This is a genomic window from Methylobacterium cerastii (assembly GCF_022179125.1).
In the GTDB taxonomy this organism is placed as follows: domain Bacteria; phylum Pseudomonadota; class Alphaproteobacteria; order Rhizobiales; family Beijerinckiaceae; genus Methylobacterium; species Methylobacterium cerastii.
In genome coordinates, this window is record NZ_BPQG01000035.1 from 25587 (window position 1) to 41773 (window position 16187).

Sequence of the window (16187 nt, forward strand, 5' to 3'; positions counted from 1 at the left end):
GGCGGGAGGGGGATACGCTGGCGGATGGTTGCGGGGGAGCCTCGGGGCCGCCCTGCGCCGGCAGGCCGTGCCCCGGCCCGTCGCCCCGGCCCTCGCCGGCGCCGAGCCGCGGCCCCGCCGCCGGCGGGGTGTCCTCACCTTCGAGTTCGATGCGCTCCATGCCCGCCACGCGTCCCATTCCGTCCACGACCGCGCCGGCCTCCCACGCCGACGGGCGCCCTGTCGAGAGGTGCGGCGCCGAAACCTGGCAGCGCGACGGCCGTCGCAAGGCCGGCGCGCTGCTCGGGCGGCGGATGGCGCTCGCCCTGCCCTCGCTCGGGGTCGGCGCCGTGATCGCGTGGCTCGCCGCACTCGCCGAGCCGGTGCGCGCCGACCCGACCGAGGCCTGGCTCGGGGGAACGGTACTGGTCCTGTTCGCGGTGGTCATGACCTGGCAGGCGTTCGTGGCGTGGCAGTACCTCTACGGCCTCGTCGCGTCCGGCTTCGGCGCGCGGGCGAAATCCGCCCTGGAGCGCCGTTCGGAGACGGTGCCGGCCCGCGCCTCGGGCCTGTCGCGCACGGCCGCGGTGGTGGCGATCCACGCCGAGGACCCGGTGGCGGTGTTTTCGGCGCTCCGGGTGATGGCGCGCTCGCTCGCCCGCGACGCCGTCGATGGCGGCGACATCGACCTGTTCGTCCTCTCCGACACCCGCGACGGCGCGATCGCCGCGGTGGAGGAGCACGAGTTCGCCCGCATCCAGGCTTGGCGCGAGACCGCCGGCCCCGGCATCCCCGAGATCCGCTATCGCCGCCGCACCGAGAACGTCGGGCGCAAGGCCGGCAACATCGCCGAGTTCACCCGCACCTACGGCCCCGAATACGATTTCATGATCGTGCTCGACGCCGACAGCCTGATGAGCGGCGCCACGATGCGCCGCCTCGCCCGGCTGATGGAGGAGAGCCCGGCCACCGGCCTGATCCAGACCGTCTCCTACGCCGCCGGCCGCGACACATTGTTCGCCCGCATCCAGCAATTCGCCGTGCGGCTCTACGCGCCGCTGGCGTTGCGCTGCCTCGAGACCTGGCAGGGGCCGGAGGGCAGCTACTGGGGCCACAACGCGATCCTGCGGATCGCGGCCTTCGCCGACCACGCCCAGCTCCCCGTCCTGCCGGGGCGCGCGCCGCTCGGCGGCGAGATCCTGTGCCACGACATCGTCGAGGGCGGCATGCTGGTGCGCGCCGGGTGGGAGGTCCGCCTGCTGCCGGAGATGGGCGGCACCTGGGAGGAGATGCCGACGAACCTCGTCGACCTGCTCGGGCGGGAGCGCCGCTGGTGCCAGGGCAACATGCAGCACCTGCGCGTCCTGCCCTGGCCCGGCCTCAAGGCGGCGAGCCGCTGGCACCTCGCGGTTGGCATCGTCTCCTACGCGATGCTGCCGCTCTGGATCGCCTACCTCGTCGCCGGCGCGTGGCTCGCCGCGCGCACGGGCGAGCTCGGCCTGCTCGGCTACGGGCTGACCGGCGCCGGCGCCGCCGCGCACGCGCTGGCCGCCCTCACCGTCACGGTGCTGGCCCTGCCGAAGCTCCTGAGCCTCGGCCACGCGCTCGCCGACAAGGGGCGCCGCGACGCCTTCGGCGGAACCCGCGCGCTGCTCGCGAGCGCGGCGCTCGAACAGGCGATCTGGGTGCTGCTCTGGCCGGTGATGACGCTGTTCACCGCCGGCGCGGTGATCTCGACCTTCTTCGGCCGGGTGGTGCGCTGGGACGCCCAGGCCCGCGACGACCGCAAGGTGAGCTGGGCCGAGGCCTGCCGCCTCCAGGCCGACGCCCTCGTGGTCGGCGCGCTGGCCGGCCTCGCGCTTGCCCTCGTCGGCGACCCGTGGCTCGCCCTGTGGCTGTCGCCGGTGGTGATCGCCCTGCTGACCAGCCCGGCCCAGAGCGTGCTGACGAGCCGCGCCGACCTCGGCCGGGCGGCCCGCGCCCGCGGCCTGTTCCTCACGATCGACGACACAGCCCAGGCCCCGGAGCTCGCCGACCTCGCCGGCACCCGCGCACCATCGCCTCCGAAGCGGCCCGCCCCGCGCGAGCCGGTCCGGGTCGCGGCCGCCGACGCGGCGTGAGCCCCGCTCCGGCTCGTCGATGAAACGCCCCGGGCGCCCTCTCGCGGCGCTCAGGCGGACGGTTCGTGGATCGGGCAACCGTTGAAGCGCTCGCGGAACTCGGCCGAGTGCTTGTAGGGCGCGTTGCGCGCCCGGTTGATGTTGCCGAGCGGACGGTGCGCGGCGAGCCCGGTCCAGACGCTGAAGCGCATCTGCTCGTCCACCGCCTGGACCCGGCCCGGCTCCCAGCTGTCCTGCGGGCGAACGGTGATCAGCCCGACCCGCTGGAACGGCGCCTCCGCCTCGTCCCATTCGACCGTCGGGTCCTCGACCGGCTGGCGCTCGCGATCGCGGCAGAGCTGCACCCTGAACTCCCACACGCCCTCGATGCCCTGCATCTCGGCGCTGACGGTCTCGCGGATCGCGTTCGGCCGGCCGTAGGCGTCGATCTCGGTGCCGGTGAGCGCGGTCAACGCCGGGGCGACGGGGGCGATCGAGAACTTGGCGACATGGTCGCCGTACCGGAACGGGGTGACGCTGTAATAGGTCTCGCCGAGCGGGTCGACGTTCGGCGCGCCGCCGAGGGCGCCCACGGTGGTGCTGTCGATGCCGACCGCGTGCAGCGCCTTGTTCACCCCGCGCAGCACGGTGGAGGCGGCGACCTTCAGGCCTTCGGCCCGGTCGGTGGTGCCCGCGAGCAGCTTGAGGCTGCCCAGGAACTTCTCGGCGTTCGGCGCCTGGAACACCTTGCCGTTGACGAAGATGAAGTTCTGCGTCGTCCCCTCGGCGCCGGGCAGGCGCTCGCCGGGCACGTCGAGCACCTTCAGGGCGAGGCCGCGCGGCAGCGACACGGCGTCGGGCAGGATGTCGCCAGCGTTGGTCGAGAGCCGCATGTAGACCGGGTGCGTGCCGGGCGCGGCGAACAGGCCCTGCGCCAGCTCCGGGGCCAGGTTCGCGTCGATCGTCAGCACGCCTTCGAGGATGCCGTGCGACTTGGCGTGGACGGAGCGCACCGCGTGCCCCGAATCGTCGGCGACCCGCGTCAGGATGGTGTCGAAGGTCTGGTTCAGCCGCTCGATGGTCTGTCCCTCGTCGGGCTTCACCTGCTCGAGGTCGGGGCTGTAGCGGACGGGCATCGCGACCATGGGGGCCTCCGGATTTCGCTCGTGCGCAACGGATCTCCGGTGCATCCGTTCCCCGTCGCGAGCCCGCGCAGCGTCATCACAAGCCCGCGCAGCGTCATCCCGCCGAGCGCGAGGCCGTTACGACCCGCCGCATCAGCCGCGGGCGCCAGACGCCGAGGACGACGTTGGCGGTGGCGACGAACAGCAGCAGCCACAGGGTGTTGCGCTCCGGCCCGAGGGATTGGGCGAGCAGGCCGGGATCGAGGCGGCCGGCCAGCGCCTCGGCGCTCAACTCGGCCTCCTGCCGCATCGGCCCCTGCACGTAGACGAGCCCGCCCTCGAACATCAGCACGCCGGTGGCGAGCTTGGCCCAGGCCCAGACCGCCCGGTGAAAGGCGCGCTGCGCCAGGGCCAGCAGGCCGGACAGCAGGGTGAGCGCGAGCGAGGGCAGGAAGATCCAGGTGGCGACCGCACCCATCGCCCCGCGCATCAGCGCGTATCCGGCCCGGTCGGCGGTGGGCGGTACGAACACGCACAGCACCAGCAGGCAGGCCGCCGCCCCCATCAGGCCGATCGCGCCCATCGTGTGCAGGAACTTCAGGAGGCGTCGCACGGCGTTCCAACCCCCATTTGCCCGGGCCTCCGTCTCCCGCGGGCCGCGGCCAAGATAGGGTACGCCCGACGGGCGGGATAGCGCACGCGACACGCCGTCCCGGCCACCCGCACGCAGGCAACGGACGGCGCGCTCGCGGGTTGGCCCGGCATGACGAGCATCGCCATCATGATCGGGACGCCCGCGGGCTCGAAGCTCCTGGCGGCGGCGACCGAGCGGCAGGCCGCCCTCTCGGCCGAGCGGATCATCCTGCGCTGCCCGCGCGCCGCCCTGCCGGTGCCGCTCTGGGTCCAATGCGCCGACTCGGCGATCACCGCCCGGCTCAGCGCCTATCTCGGCGACCTTCAGGCCGAGCTGATCGGCGTCCCCGCAGCCTGAGGCCAGTCGATCCCGTCACGGCCCGTCTCGACCCTCTTGCATGCGCTCGACGCACCGGTAGCCGACGAAGCACATCCGCACGTCACGGGTGGCCTCGAAGGCCGGCCGCGCCGTCAGCTCGCTCGAAGGCCGGCCGCGCCGTCAGCTCGATGGTGCAGAAGCCGCCGTCGCGGACGATCCGCTCGTAGGTCATCGCGCCGGTGGTCATCACCACGGCGCCGGCACGGGCGACGAGGGCGGCGGCGTCCGCGCAGGTCAGCGCCCGGGTGTCGGGCCGCGCGCCGCCCGGCGATCCGCTCGGGGCGTAGTCCTGCCCGGTGCCGGGGCCTTCGGCGAGCGCCGGCGTCGCGAGGAGCGCGAGGCCTGCCAGACAGCGTGCGAACGAGGTCATCGAAGCTCCTCATGCCAGGTCCGCCCGTCGCGCTCGATCAGGGCGATGGCGGCGGTGGGGCCCCAGCTGCCGGCGGGGTAGGCGCGCGGCGGTTCCCGGCGGTCGGCCCAGGCCTTGAGCAGGCTGTCGGCCCAGGCCCAGGCGACCTCGACCTCGTCGCGGCGCATGAACAGGGTGGCGTTGCCGCGGACCACGTCCATCAGCAGGCGCTCGTAGGCGTCCGGGTAGCGCTGCTTGAAGGTCTCCTCGAAGGAGATGTCGAGGTTGGTCGGCCGGAGGCGCATGCCGCCGGGGCCGGGATCCTTGGTCATCACCTCGAGCTTCATCCCCTCCTGCGGCTGCAGGCGGATGACGAGGCGGTTCGGCTCGCGCCCGAACGACTCCTCGGGAAAGATCGAGAACGGCGCGGCGCGGAACTGCACCACGATCTCGGAGAGCTTCTGCGGCAGGCGCTTGCCGGTGCGCAGGTAGAACGGCACGCCGGCCCAGCGCCACGACTGAACCTCGACCTTGCAGGCCACGAAGGTCTCGGTGCGGCTGTCGTGCCCGAGCTCGTTGAGGTAGCCCTCCACCGGCTTGCCGTCGACGGCGCCCTGCACGTACTGGCCACGCACCGTCACCTGCTGCACGTCGCCGGCCGTGATCGGTTTCAGGGCGCGCAGCACCTTGAGCTTCTCGTCGCGCACCGAGTTGGCATCGAGGTTGAGCGGGCTCTCCATCGCGGTCAGGCACAGGAGCTGCAGGATGTGGTTCTGCAGCATGTCGCGCAGCGCCCCCGACGTGTCGTAGTAGCCGGCCCGGCCCTCGACGCCGACGGTCTCGGCCACCGTGATCTGGACGTGGTCGATCACGTCCGCCGTCCAAAGCCGGTCGAAGATCGTGTTGGCGAAGCGGAGCGCCAGCAGGTTCTGCACCGTCTCCTTGCCGAGGTAGTGGTCGATCCGGAAGATCTGCTCTTCCGGAAACACCTCGCCGACCGCGTCGTTGATCGCGCGGGCCGACTTGAGGTCCTTGCCGATCGGCTTCTCCAGAACGACGCGGGACTTCTCGCCGACGAGGCCGAACTTGGCGAGGTTCCGGCAGATCGAGCCGTAGAGGTCGGGCGAGGTCGCGAGGTAGAACGGGCGCACCTGGTCGGGCCGCTCGTCGAGCTTGGCCACGAGGTCGGGCCAGCCGTCGTCGCCGGCCCCGTCCACCGCCACGTAGTCGAGGTGGTCGAGGAAGGCGGCGAGCGTCGCCTCGTCGAGGTCGTCGGCCGCCACGAAGCGCTTCAGCGCGTCCCGCGTGCGGGCGCGAAACGCCTCGACCGCAAGTTCCGAGCGCGAGGCGCCGATGATCCGGGAGGTCGGCGGGATCTGGCCGTCCTTGTAGCGGTGGTACAGGGCCGGCAGCAGCTTGCGGGTGGTGAGGTCGCCGGTCGCGCCGAACACGACGTAGTCGAAGGAGGCGACGGGAATGATGGTGGCCAAGGGCTGCTCCCGGTTTGATGCGGCGGCGCGGATGTCCGCCCGCGGACGACTCGCGCGGCCGGCCCGATCCCACCCCGCGGCTTAGGCCTTTGCAATTGCTTCGCCAAGGTTTGGGCGACGGCAGGGCCGGGGGCGTGCGCCGCCGTTAAGCACGTCGCTTAGCGAGATGTTCAAGTCGGGACGGCATTCTCACGCTGCGGCCGGCCATGCGGTCCATCGAAGGCGCCCCGGGAGGTCGGTCCGGCCATGCACCAGGATGACGAGCGGTACGCGCGCGACGCGGATTGGGACGAGCCGCGGCCGCGACGCCGGGGCGTGTTCGGGCGGGCGTTCTCGCTCCTCAAGCTCGCGCTGTTCCTCGCCCCGACGGCGCTGTTCGCCGCGAGCTACCTCGTGACCGATTGCGGATCGCGCGCCGGCGCCGGCCTCGGCCAGCTGTTCAAGGCCGGCGCCTGCGCCCGCGGCGAGATCCTGAACGGCGCCCTGTCGCTCCCCACCGACCTCGCCGCCCTGCGCCGGGCGATGAACTGATTTCGGTCCGCGGCCGGTTTAGCCGCGGCACCGAGCCCCCATGCGCCCTCTTCTGAACGAGCCGACCATGTACGCCCACCCCACCGACGGCGCCGCACCGCGCCCGCTCACCGACGCGGAGCGGGCGCGCACCCGCCTGAACCGAATCGTGGCGCCCGCGCAGAACCCGGACAGCCTGACCCGGCCGGAGACCCAGGCCGCGTCGGCCGCGCCGCGCCGGCCCCGGCACGGCGCGGGCAAGCGCGAGGGCTTCCGCCTCGGCTGGGGAAGCTGGCTGGTGATCGAGATCCTCGTCATCGCCATCGCCGCCGCCGCGTTCCTGGCCTGGCCGCCGACCTCCGCCTGCCGCGAGCAGGAGGCGAAACTCGGCTTCTATGCCGGCGACACCCTCGGCAAATGCATCCGCCGCGGCATCGCCGCCCGCATCGACGACGCCGACCAGCGCCTCAAGATGCTGCTGCGCGGCTCGGGACGGTGACTCAGTCGCGAAACATCCAGCCCCGACGAAACAAGGCGCGCCTCTCGGCAGAGGTGCGCCCTGGAAGTTGGTTCCGGTCTCGTGAAGGAACGGAATTTCGATACGGCGTCGGGCCTGCGCGGACGAGGTCTGGTCGGCGATATACCAGAGGTGTGGCCGTGTCGTCGCATTGTCACATGGGTTAAGCTTCGCCGCCGGAATCGACCGGCCGGTTGCGTCGAGGAGACCACACATGGCGTCCATCGCGGAAGTCGCGGCGACGATGCGCGACGTCGTCACGCCGGGGATGAAGCCGAAGGAGATCCGCGCCGCGATCCGGGAGAAGCACCCGGAGGCAAGCAAGAAGGAGATCGTCCGCGCCGCCTTCTACGCCCTGGCCGAGGCTCCGGCGGGCGCGTTGGCGGACCTGCACGGCTTCGCTCTGTCCGAGCGCGGCGCCGACGAGGAGGCCGACACCGTCGTCCGGGCGCGCAAGCGCAAGCGGAAGAAGCATGCCCCCGCTGCAGCCGAGGTCGCGCCGGCGGCCTGATCGCCGGGCGCCGCCCTCACGCCAGCAGGTAGGTCAGCAGCGCGCGCAGCTGCGCCGGCTTGATCGGCTTGTGCATGAGTTCTGCGCCCAGGCGCGCCGCCTCCGCCGCGATCTCGGGGGCGTGGTCCGCGGTGGTGACGATCACCGGCAGCGGCGCGGTGCGCCCGGCCTTGAGCGCGACGGCGACGTCGAGGCCGCAGGCGCCGTCGTCGAGGTGGTAGTCGAGGATCAGGATGTCGGGCTCGAGGCCGCCCGCGCGCAGGGCCGCGTTGACGCCGGCCAGGTCGCGGAAGGTGGCGACCTCGGCGTCCCAGGTCTGGAGCAGACGCGTGAGCGCGTCGGCGGTGGCGGCGTCGTTCTCGACGACGACGACGCGGGCGCCCGAGAGCGGCGTCGCCACCGGCAGCCGGCGCGTCTCGGCCTCCGCCCCGGCCGGCGCGTCGCTCTCCGGCACGGTGAGCGACACCCGCGTGCCGTGACCGGGGCGGGAGGCGAGTGCCAGCGGGTGGTCGAGGGCCAGCGCCATGCGGCGCACGATCGACAGCCCCAGGCCGAGACCCGGGCCGTCGGCTTCGGCTCCACCGGAATCGCCCGCGGCGGCGCTGCCGCGGTAGAACTCGTCGAACACCAGCGCGTGCTCGTCGGCGGCGATGCCGCAGCCGGAATCCATCACGTCGATCCGCACGGCGCCGGCGCGGCGGCGGGCGACCAGGGCGACGCCGCCGGAGGCGGTGTAGCGGATCGCGTTGGAGAGCAGGTTCTGCAGGATGCGCCGCAGCAGCAGGCCGTCGCTCGACACCGCCAGGTCCGGGCTGCGCACCAGCAGGCGCAGGTCCTTGCGCGCGGCGAACGGCGTGAAGCTCGCCGCCAGCCCGGCCAGCAGGTCGGGCAGCGCGACCGGCCGCACCTGCGGGCGGACGATGCCGGCATCGAGCTTGGAGATGTCGAGCAGGGTCTTGATCAGGTCCTCGATGGTCTGCAGCCCGCGCTCGACCTGCGCCCCGATCAGGCTCGCCTCCGGCCCGAGCGGCAGGTCGGCGAGCGCCGAGATCGAGAGCCGGGCGGCGTTCAGCGGCTGCAGCAGGTCGTGGCTCGCGGCGGCGAGGAACCGGGTCTTGGAGCGGTTGGCGGTCTCGGCCTCGTCCTTGGCCGCCGCCAGCGCCTCGTTCGAGCGCTCCAGGCGGTGCATCAGCGCCGTCATCTCCTCGGTGCGGGTGCGGATGCGCCCCTCGAGGGTGATCGCGGTCTGGAACAGGGCGTAGGCGCCGCCGCGCTGGTCGGTGCTGCGCTCGACATGGGCCATCAGCGCGGCGTTGATCCGCTCGAGCTTGGCGATGCGCCGGCGCAGGGACGCCTCGCCCTCCAGCCCGGGCGCGTGCGGGGTCATGGGGTCGCCGGAGGGGCCGGCGGCGCGTCGGCCGGCCTCATCACATCAGCCGGTCGCTTGCCGATGGCGATGCCGGTCAGGGTCTGGTTGAGGTGCATCGCCCGGTACTGCTCGCCGTAGGTCTCGAAGCCGACCATGTCGTAGCGGCGGTAGAGGTCGGCGATGCCCTGGCGCACCTGCCGGCTCTCGGCGTCGAGGCGGCGCAGCACGCACTCGAAGCCGATGATCAGGTCGACGCCGCCGAGCGCCAGATCGAGCCGGGCGAGCTCGGCCCGGGTCGTGGCGACGATGTCGCGCGGTTCGGCGAGCGTCAGCACCACGCCCTCGTCGATCGCGCAGAAGAAGCTGAGGGAGCCGTCGGCGTTGAGCCGCCGGATCGAGCGGCAGAAGTACTCGCCGCCGACCTTCACCGCGAGCGGGTAGGCGGCAAAGCTCATCGGTGTCAGCCGCTCGGGGTCGAGCCCCACCGCCATGGCGTATTCGCGCGCGGCCGGCTCCGCGTTCAGCTCGTAGACGGTGCGGGCCTCGCCGTTCGAGGCGGTCACCACGAACTTGACGTCGGTCGGCTCGAAGTTGTCGCTCTTGAAGATCTGCACCGGGAAGTCGCTCTCGACGAGCAGCAGCACGGCGGCGTTGCGGTGGATCGCGCCGCCATGCAGCAGCACCGCGTCGCGGAAGGTGAGGCCGTCGCCAGCCGAGCCGCCGACGAGGGGGATGCCCTCCAGGGCCCAGGTGATGGCCGAGACCACTGTCTCCTCGGCGTTGGTCATCCCGTCGATCAGCGAGAGCGCGAAGCACTGGGTCGGCTGGGTGTGGTCGGGCCCCTGCGGCTCCAACCGGCGGCGCAGGGCCCGCACCGCGCCCGCGGTGCGCTCGACGTCGAGGTGGTCGATCGCGTCGAGCACCGTCGAGACGATGCGGAAGCCGTCGGCCGGGAACGCGATCGCCACCAGGCCGCGGTCGAGCCCGCCGGCCGGGGCGATCCCGCCCGACATGGTGCAGCCGGCGATCTCGGCCCGCGGAAACGCCTCGGCAAGCCGGCGGTTCAGGGTCTCGGGATCGTAGTCGGGGGAGAAGAACACCAGGAGCTGCGCCACCCCGGCGCCGAACGCCCGCGCGATCTCGGCCACGGCCTCGCCGGCGGAGCCGCGCTCCGTCCAGGCCGTCCTGATGCCGCACAGATGCGTGCGCACCTGCGTTCCGTCCGCCACGTCCCGCTCCCGATCGTCGTCCGCCCCCGGTTGATCCGCGGGTTGTTGAGGTGCGCGAGTATGTGGCGCGCCATCGAAACCTGCAACGGGGCCGGAAACCCCGAGCCGCCGCTTGGGGATGTTCGAGACGGGGTCCTTCGGCCCGCGGCGCACCGACGCCCGAGCTACGTGTTCGCGATCGATCGGGCGCCGCCGGCCTGCGCCTCCCGAAGCAGGACCAGCGATGCCGCCTTCGCCTGGCGGCAGAGCGAGCGGACCTGCTCCAAGTCTTGCCGGAACACCTCCAGCCCCTCGCCGACCACGCGCTGCTCGTGGATGCCCTCCAGCGCCCGGCAGGCATCGGACAACGCCGTGAAGCCGAGCATGCCGGTCGAGCTGGTGAGCGTATGTGCTTCGAAGCGAAGCTGGTCGCGTTCCTCCGCCGAGGCATCGCCGCCGAGGAAGCTCGCGCCCAACTCGTCGGCCAGCGCCTCCAGCAGGCCGGCCAACCGCTCGGGCCTGACCTGCGCCGACATCGCGTCGTAGGTCTGCTGATCGGGCAGGCCGGCACGAAGCCCGGCAACGCTCAGATCGGACGGCGCGGTTCCGGCGTTCCAAGCCAGCCACTTGTCGATCAGGCGGTAGAGCGCCGCCCGCTCGAACGGCTTGCCGATGTGGTCGTCCATGCCGGCCGCGCGGAAGGCCTCGATTTGGTCCGTCAGCACGTTGGCGGTCATGGCGACGATCGGCACGGTCGCGGCGTGGGTGCCGAGGGCGCGAATGCGGCGCGTGGCGGTCAGCCCGTCCATGCCGGCCATCTGCACGTCCATCAGCACGAGGTCGTAACGGCTCCGCTCCACTGCCCGGATCGCCGCCTCGCCGTCGTCGACCACGTCGACCGTGTGGCCCCCGACCTCGAGGACGGCGCGCGCCAGCTCCTGGTTGATCGCGTTGTCCTCGACGAGGAGCAGGTGGCCCGAGCGCCGCGCCGCCGGAGCCTGCGTGACGAGGGCGATGCTGCGCGCCACCGTCCCGTGCGGCAGCACCACCGAGAACCAGAACGTGGCGCCGACGCCCTCGTCGGACAGGACGCCGATCTCGCCGCCCATCAGGTCGATGAGCTGCCGGCTGATGGCGAGGCCGAGGCCGGTGCCGCCGAAATCCCGCCCGATCGAGCCGTCCACCTGCGAGAAGCGCCGGAACAGGCGGTCCTGCTTGTCCCGGGCGATGCCGATGCCGGTGTCGGCCACGCTGAAGCGCAGGCGCTCGCCGGCCTCGGTCGCGCCGCCGTGCTGGACGCTCAGGGTGACGGAGCCGCGCGCCGTGAACTTGATCGCGTTGTTGAGCAGGTTGAGCAGCACCTGCCGCAGCCGCCCCTCGTCGCCCACCAAGCCCTTGGGCAGGGCCGGATCGATCACCGCCCGGACCTCCAGGCCCTTCCCGGCGGCGGCGCCGCGCACGATCGCGAGGCTGTTGTAGACCAGCGCACGCGGGTCGAAGGCCTGCCGGTCGAGGGCGACGGCGCCGGCCTCGACCTTGGAGAAGTCGAGGATGTCGTTGACCACCATGAGCAGGGACGCGCTCGACGTGCGCACCAGCTCGGCCTGGCGCTGCAGGTCCTGGGGCAGGCGGCCGGAGGCGACCATCAGGTCGGTGAAGCCGATGATGGCGTTGAGCGGCGTGCGGATCTCGTGGCTCATCGCGGCGAGGAAGTCGGTCTTGGCCGCGCTCGCGCGTTCCGCCGACGCCTTGGCGTCGGCAAGGGCCTCTCCTTGCGCGCGGCGCTCCGAGACGTCGCGGAAGGTGGCGACGATCGTCGGCTCGCCGGCCTGGGCGTCCGGGATGCGCCGGAACACGCCCTCGACCCAGATCCAGCCGCGCGCCTTGTTCCGCGCCCGGTACTCGCACGTCGCCTCCGCCTGGCCGCGGGACAGCATGCGCGTCGCCGCGTAGAGCAGGCCGAGGTCGTCGGGGTGGACGTAGTCGGCGAGCCGCATCGCGCCGAGCTCTTCGGGCGCGTAGCCGAGGAGGCGCTCGGAGGCCGGCGAGATGTACGAGCGCCGGCCGTCGTCGTGGCCGAGGATGATCAGCTCGCCGGTGTTCTCCGCCAGCAGGCGGAAACGGTGCTCGCTCGCGCGGATGCGCTGCTCTGCCTCCACCCGGGCGGTGATGTTCCGGGTCGAGGCGACGCAGCCGAGGGGTCGGCCCGCGGCGTCTTGGACCAGGCGGTAGCCGACCTCGACCCAGACGTAGTCCCCGTCCTTGCGGCGGTAGCGCTGGCGCTTCAGCGCCTCGGTCCGCCGGCCGTCTCCGAGCTCCGCGAGCAGGGCGGCGACCGCGGGCCGGTCCTCGGGGTGCACCATGTCGATCGGTTTCGTCCCGATCAGCTCCTCGGGCTCGTAGCCGAGGAGCCCGCGCGAGGCGGGCGAGACGTAGCGGCGGGTGGTGTCGAGGTCGACCTGGACGATCATGTCGCTGGTGTGGTCGGCCAGCAGCCTGTAGCGCGCCTCGCTGTCGATCACGGCGCGCTCGGTCTGGCGCAGGTCGGTCACGTCCATGACGGTCCCGAACACCGCCGTCGTGGCCCCGGCCGCGTCCTGCTCGCACAGGCCGCGGCAGACGATGTCGCGGAAGCGGCCGTCGGACGTGACGATGCGGGCAGCGAAGGAGAAGCTTTGGCCGGTCTCGACCGCGTCCGCGACGTGGCGCGCGACGGCCTCGCGGTCGTCCGGGTGGTAGAAAGCGAGCGCAGCTTCGAGAGAGGGTGGCCCGGCTTCCGGGTCGCGGCCATGGATGCGGAACACCTCGTCGGACCAGAACAGGGCGTTTCCGGGCAGCTCGATGCGCCAGTGGCCGATATGGGCGATCTGCGCGGCGAGGCTCAGCAGGCGGTTGGCCTCCTGCGCCCGGCCCTCGGCCTGGCGGGCGACGCCCTCCTTCTCGGCCAGGGTCGCGTTGGTCCGCGCCAGCGCCGCCCGCTGCCGGCTGCCGCGCTCCAAGCCACGCATTAGAACGAGGATCACGGCCAGCAGCACGGCCGTCACGATGGCGCCGGCGACCTGGGCGTGCAGCCGCTCGGCGGCCAGCGGAGCCATCACCGCGTCGAGGGATTTGCCGACGTTGACGATGAGCGGCAGCGTCCCGACCGAGCGATAGCCGTAGATGCGGGTGACGTGATCGTAGGGACTCGCCATCCGGAACGAGTCCGAGGTCTTTTGTTGAAATTGTTGGAAGTATTTGCTGGGCAGGTCGAGGGTGCGGGTATCCAGCTCGTACATGCCCGCTGTCTGTGGCGCGCGGGCGCGCACGAAGCCGTCGTTGCCAACGAGGGCGATGCTGCCCTGGGGGCCGAGGTCGAAGGCCTTGAACTGGCCGGCCAGGTAATCGGGATCGATCGAGGTGACGATGACGCCGGCGAAGCGTCCGTCGGGGTGGGCGAGCCGCCGCGCCACCTGCATCACGTAGGCGCCGGTGATCCGACCCTTCATCGTGCGATCGATGTAGAGGCCCTGGTCCGGGTTCGCGGCCAGCGCCTGGAAGTACGCCCGGTCGCGGACGTTGATGCGCGGCGAGCCCGCCGGCAGCGGCGTGCGCGCATAGAGAAGGTCCCCGTGCTCGTCGAACAGGGTCATCTGGTGGACGACGTGCTCGAGGGAGGTCGCGCGCCGGAGCCAGGCGTGGAAGTCGAACGTCTTGGGGTCGCGGAAGAAGTCGTCGGCGATGAAGCCCATGACTTGGTCGACGCCGACGAGGAGCCGCTCGACGTGCTGCTCGACCCCGACCGACAGGTTGACCACGTCGCGGGTCGCCTGCTCCCGGGCGGTCTGCTCGCGCAGGTGCAGGTGGTACGACAGGCCGACCCACACGACGGCGATCGTGAGCAGGCCCGCCACGAGGACGAGGATCTGGAAGGCGTCCGTCGCGGGGCGCTTGGTCGGGACGGTGACATCGGGCTGCGCGCCCGATGCGACGAGGTTGACATAAGGCGGTCCGAGATCGAGCAAATCGGCACCCGCCCGTTCGAAGCCCGGTCGTGCCGGCTCCGCGTTCGGGTGCTCGCGCGAACAAACGGAGTGCGGTCGGCGAAATCCAATCACGTCCCGAAGACCCGCCGCGATCGCAGGCCGATGTTGCAGGCGAGGAACACGTCCGCGCCGCACCCGTGACGGCCCGGATCGGGCTGGCGGAGATCCGCCGCGTCTCACCATCCGCCGTCCGTAGGGGCGCACCCCGGGACTTGGCCGAAGGGGGCGAATGTGCAACGCCTGATTGGCGGCGGCGGCTATCCTGCGGCCGGCCGGGCGGACGAAGCCATGGAACTCCTGATCGTCGACGACCACCCGCTGTTCCGCGAGGCGCTCGCCAGCACGATCGGGCTGTCCTACCCGGAGGCGGTCCTGCACGAGGCCGACGGGATCGCGGCGGCCTGCGCCGCGCTCGCTGCCCACCGCGGCATCGAGCTGACGCTCCTCGACCTGTCGATGCAGGGCGTCTCGGGCTTCGACGGCCTCGTCACCATCCGCGCCCGCTTCCCCCGCGTGCCGATCCTGGTGGTCTCGGGCCACGAGGATCGGCGCATCATGCGCGAGGCGTTGCACCATGGCGCCGCCGGCTTCGTGCCGAAGGCGGTCGACAAGGCGACGCTGACGCGGGCGATCCGGGACGTGCTCTCCGGCGCGCTCTCGATTCCCGCCGGCCTCACCGAGACGAGCCCGCCCGCCCGCGGCGCGGGCCGCAAGGCGCCGTTGGCCGAGCGCGTCGCCCGGCTGACGCCGCAGCAGGTGCGGGTGCTGGTGATGATCCGCCAGGGCAAGCTCAACAAGCAGATCGCCCACGAACTCCAAGTCGGCGATTCGACCGTGAAGGCTCACGTTTCCGAGATCTTGCGCAAGCTCGAGGTGATCAGCCGCACGCAGATCGTGATCGACACCGCGGCGTTGGATTTCGACCGCCCACAGGACACCCACGCGGGCTGAGAGGCGGCATTATCCTGCAACCGGCACCGGGATTTGCTGCGCGAGGCAGCAACGCCCAGCATTCGATTTAACATTTGCGAAATTCGCTCGTGCTCGACTGGTCCTTCGCCGGCCGCGCGAACTCTTGCCGGCTTCGAGCCCGGACGCGACCTTCGACTCGACGACCGGACCGCCCAGCGCGTCCAACGGTTGCCTCGCGGAGGCGACGCCCCATCTTTCCGGCGTGGGCGGCTTCAGCGAACAGGATCGACCGTGACCGTTTCTCCGACCATCCGCCTCCGGGCGCCCGCCCGCATGGGTGTCCTCGTGGGCGTCCTCGCCCTCCTGCCGGCGCTCGGCCACGCGCAGGAGATGCCGCGCATCGACAGGGCCCACAACGCCTTCCTGATCCACGGCAACTTCTGCGGCCCGGGCAACCGCGGGCCGAACCACCCGCCGGTGGACGCCCTCGACCTCGCCTGCGCCCACCACGACGCCTGCACGCCGGACCGCGCCTCCGGCCGGCTGGCGCACTGCGCCTGCAACGACCGCCTGCGCGAGGAGGCCGGCCTCGTCGCCCGCGATCCGCGCACGCCGCGCCCGGTGCGCGACACCGCGCAGTTCATCTCCGACGGCGCCGACCTGTTGCCCTGCGACGACTGACGGCCCCCGGCCCGGTTGCCCCGCCGGGCCGCCTCAGGTGTGCGCGAAGATGTCGACCTCGGGCCAGCCGTCGAGGTCGAGCCGCGCGCGGGTCGGCAGGAAGGCGAAGCAGGCCTCGGCCAGGTCCGCCCGGTTTTCGCGGGCCAGCATCCGGTTCAGCCGGTCGCGCGCCGCATGAAGGTGGAGCACGTCGGACGCCGCGTACTCCACCTGCGCCGGCGTGAGCGTGTCGGCGCCCCAATCCGAGGATTGCTGCGCCTTCGACAGATCGACGCCGACGCATTCGCGGACCACGTCCTTGAGCCCGTGCCGGTCGGTGTAGGTGCGCGCGAGCTTCGAGGCGATCTTGGTGCAGTAGACCGGCGCCGGCATCACCCCGAGCGCCGGTCTACTGCACCAAG

General features: G+C 72.2%; 15 protein-coding genes. 7 read left to right on the forward strand and 8 right to left on the reverse strand.

What is annotated here, in order from left to right:
- The first annotated feature begins 293 nt into the window (after window positions 1–293).
- The gene (gene mdoH / locus MFF13_RS12295; RefSeq protein ID WP_238272266.1) at window positions 294–2099 is read left to right on the forward strand and encodes a glucans biosynthesis glucosyltransferase MdoH; all 1806 of its coding nucleotides are present in this window, start codon (window positions 294–296) and stop codon (window positions 2097–2099) included.
- A 50-nt stretch (window positions 2100–2149) separates the two neighbouring features.
- Here mdoH and MFF13_RS12300 read toward each other — a convergent pair whose 3' ends face one another.
- Together MFF13_RS12300 and MFF13_RS12305 are read right to left on the reverse strand one after the other, a co-directional pair.
- Complete coding sequence (locus tag MFF13_RS12300; RefSeq protein ID WP_147831759.1) at window positions 2150–3223, reverse strand: catalase family protein; 1074 nt, start codon at window positions 3221–3223, stop codon at window positions 2150–2152.
- 94 nt (window positions 3224–3317) lie between these two features.
- Window positions 3318–3815, reverse strand: coding sequence for a hypothetical protein (locus MFF13_RS12305; protein WP_147831761.1), 498 nt, complete (start codon window positions 3813–3815; stop codon window positions 3318–3320).
- Window positions 3816–3965: 150 nt separating this feature from the next.
- Between MFF13_RS12305 and MFF13_RS12310 the strand changes: the two genes are divergently transcribed.
- Window positions 3966–4193, forward strand: a complete 228-nt coding sequence (locus MFF13_RS12310; protein WP_147831763.1) for a hypothetical protein — start codon at window positions 3966–3968, stop codon at window positions 4191–4193.
- Window positions 4194–4275: 82 nt separating this feature from the next.
- Here MFF13_RS12310 and MFF13_RS12315 read toward each other — a convergent pair whose 3' ends face one another.
- The gene (locus MFF13_RS12315; protein ID WP_238272261.1) at window positions 4276–4584 is read right to left on the reverse strand and encodes a hypothetical protein; all 309 of its coding nucleotides are present in this window, start codon (window positions 4582–4584) and stop codon (window positions 4276–4278) included.
- Window positions 4581–6053: a glucose-6-phosphate dehydrogenase gene (zwf, locus tag MFF13_RS12320; protein WP_147764820.1), complete on the reverse strand. Its 1473-nt coding sequence runs from the start codon at window positions 6051–6053 to the stop codon at window positions 4581–4583. The genes MFF13_RS12315 and zwf overlap by 4 nt, the downstream gene beginning before the upstream one ends.
- Window positions 6054–6299: 246 nt before the next feature.
- Here zwf and MFF13_RS12325 point away from each other — a divergent pair, with 246 nt between their 5' ends.
- From MFF13_RS12325 to MFF13_RS12335, 3 genes are all read left to right on the forward strand, one after another.
- Window positions 6300–6584 carry a hypothetical protein gene (locus MFF13_RS12325; RefSeq protein ID WP_147831765.1) on the forward strand — a complete coding sequence of 95 codons (285 nt, stop codon included), beginning with the start codon at window positions 6300–6302 and terminating at the stop codon, window positions 6582–6584.
- A gap of 40 nt (window positions 6585–6624) precedes the next feature.
- Window positions 6625–7062, forward strand: coding sequence for a hypothetical protein (locus MFF13_RS12330; protein WP_147764822.1), 438 nt, complete (start codon window positions 6625–6627; stop codon window positions 7060–7062).
- Between the two features lie 232 nt (window positions 7063–7294).
- On the forward strand, window positions 7295–7591 hold the full coding sequence (locus MFF13_RS12335) for a hypothetical protein (RefSeq protein WP_147831766.1): 297 nt from the start codon (window positions 7295–7297) through the stop codon (window positions 7589–7591).
- Window positions 7592–7607: 16 nt separating this feature from the next.
- On the opposite strand, the gene MFF13_RS12340 is transcribed toward MFF13_RS12335, so the two are convergent.
- The 3 genes from MFF13_RS12340 to MFF13_RS12350 form a co-directional block, all read right to left on the reverse strand.
- Window positions 7608–8978, reverse strand: coding sequence for a hybrid sensor histidine kinase/response regulator (locus MFF13_RS12340; RefSeq protein WP_238272262.1), 1371 nt, complete (start codon window positions 8976–8978; stop codon window positions 7608–7610).
- The gene (locus MFF13_RS12345; protein ID WP_147831770.1) at window positions 8975–10189 is read right to left on the reverse strand and encodes an FIST N-terminal domain-containing protein; all 1215 of its coding nucleotides are present in this window, start codon (window positions 10187–10189) and stop codon (window positions 8975–8977) included. The genes MFF13_RS12340 and MFF13_RS12345 overlap by 4 nt, the downstream gene beginning before the upstream one ends.
- A 164-nt stretch (window positions 10190–10353) precedes the next feature.
- Window positions 10354–14172, reverse strand: coding sequence for a PAS domain S-box protein (locus tag MFF13_RS12350; protein WP_238272263.1), 3819 nt, complete (start codon window positions 14170–14172; stop codon window positions 10354–10356).
- Window positions 14173–14481: 309 nt separating this feature from the next.
- Between MFF13_RS12350 and MFF13_RS12355 the strand changes: the two genes are divergently transcribed.
- A complete protein-coding gene (locus MFF13_RS12355) occupies window positions 14482–15144 on the forward strand; it encodes a response regulator (RefSeq protein ID WP_147831774.1) in 663 nt (220 codons plus the stop codon).
- Between the two features lie 252 nt (window positions 15145–15396).
- Entirely contained in the window at window positions 15397–15786 is a 390-nt protein-coding gene (locus MFF13_RS12360; protein WP_238272264.1) for a phospholipase A2 family protein, read from the forward strand.
- Window positions 15787–15819: 33 nt separating this feature from the next.
- Here the strand turns inward: MFF13_RS12360 and MFF13_RS12365 are convergent.
- Window positions 15820–16187: 3'-5' exonuclease family protein (locus MFF13_RS12365; protein WP_505744297.1), on the reverse strand; the 368-nt coding region annotated here is incomplete at its 5' end.

Excerpts from the sequence above, each read along its gene's own strand:
- mdoH (WP_238272266.1), top strand. The coding sequence starts at position 294 with ATGGCGCTCGCCCTGCCCTCGCTCGGGGTCGGCGCCGTGATCGCGTGG.
- MFF13_RS12300 (WP_147831759.1), bottom strand. The coding sequence starts at position 3,223 with ATGGTCGCGATGCCCGTCCGCTACAGCCCCGACCTCGAGCAGGTGAAG.
- MFF13_RS12310 (WP_147831763.1), top strand. The coding sequence starts at position 3,966 with ATGACGAGCATCGCCATCATGATCGGGACGCCCGCGGGCTCGAAGCTC.
- MFF13_RS12315 (WP_238272261.1), bottom strand. The coding sequence starts at position 4,584 with ATGACCTCGTTCGCACGCTGTCTGGCAGGCCTCGCGCTCCTCGCGACG.
- MFF13_RS12325 (WP_147831765.1), top strand. The coding sequence starts at position 6,300 with ATGCACCAGGATGACGAGCGGTACGCGCGCGACGCGGATTGGGACGAG.
- MFF13_RS12330 (WP_147764822.1), top strand. The coding sequence starts at position 6,625 with ATGCGCCCTCTTCTGAACGAGCCGACCATGTACGCCCACCCCACCGAC.
- MFF13_RS12335 (WP_147831766.1), top strand. The coding sequence starts at position 7,295 with ATGGCGTCCATCGCGGAAGTCGCGGCGACGATGCGCGACGTCGTCACG.
- MFF13_RS12340 (WP_238272262.1), bottom strand. The coding sequence starts at position 8,978 with ATGACCCCGCACGCGCCCGGGCTGGAGGGCGAGGCGTCCCTGCGCCGG.
- MFF13_RS12355 (WP_147831774.1), top strand. The coding sequence starts at position 14,482 with ATGGAACTCCTGATCGTCGACGACCACCCGCTGTTCCGCGAGGCGCTC.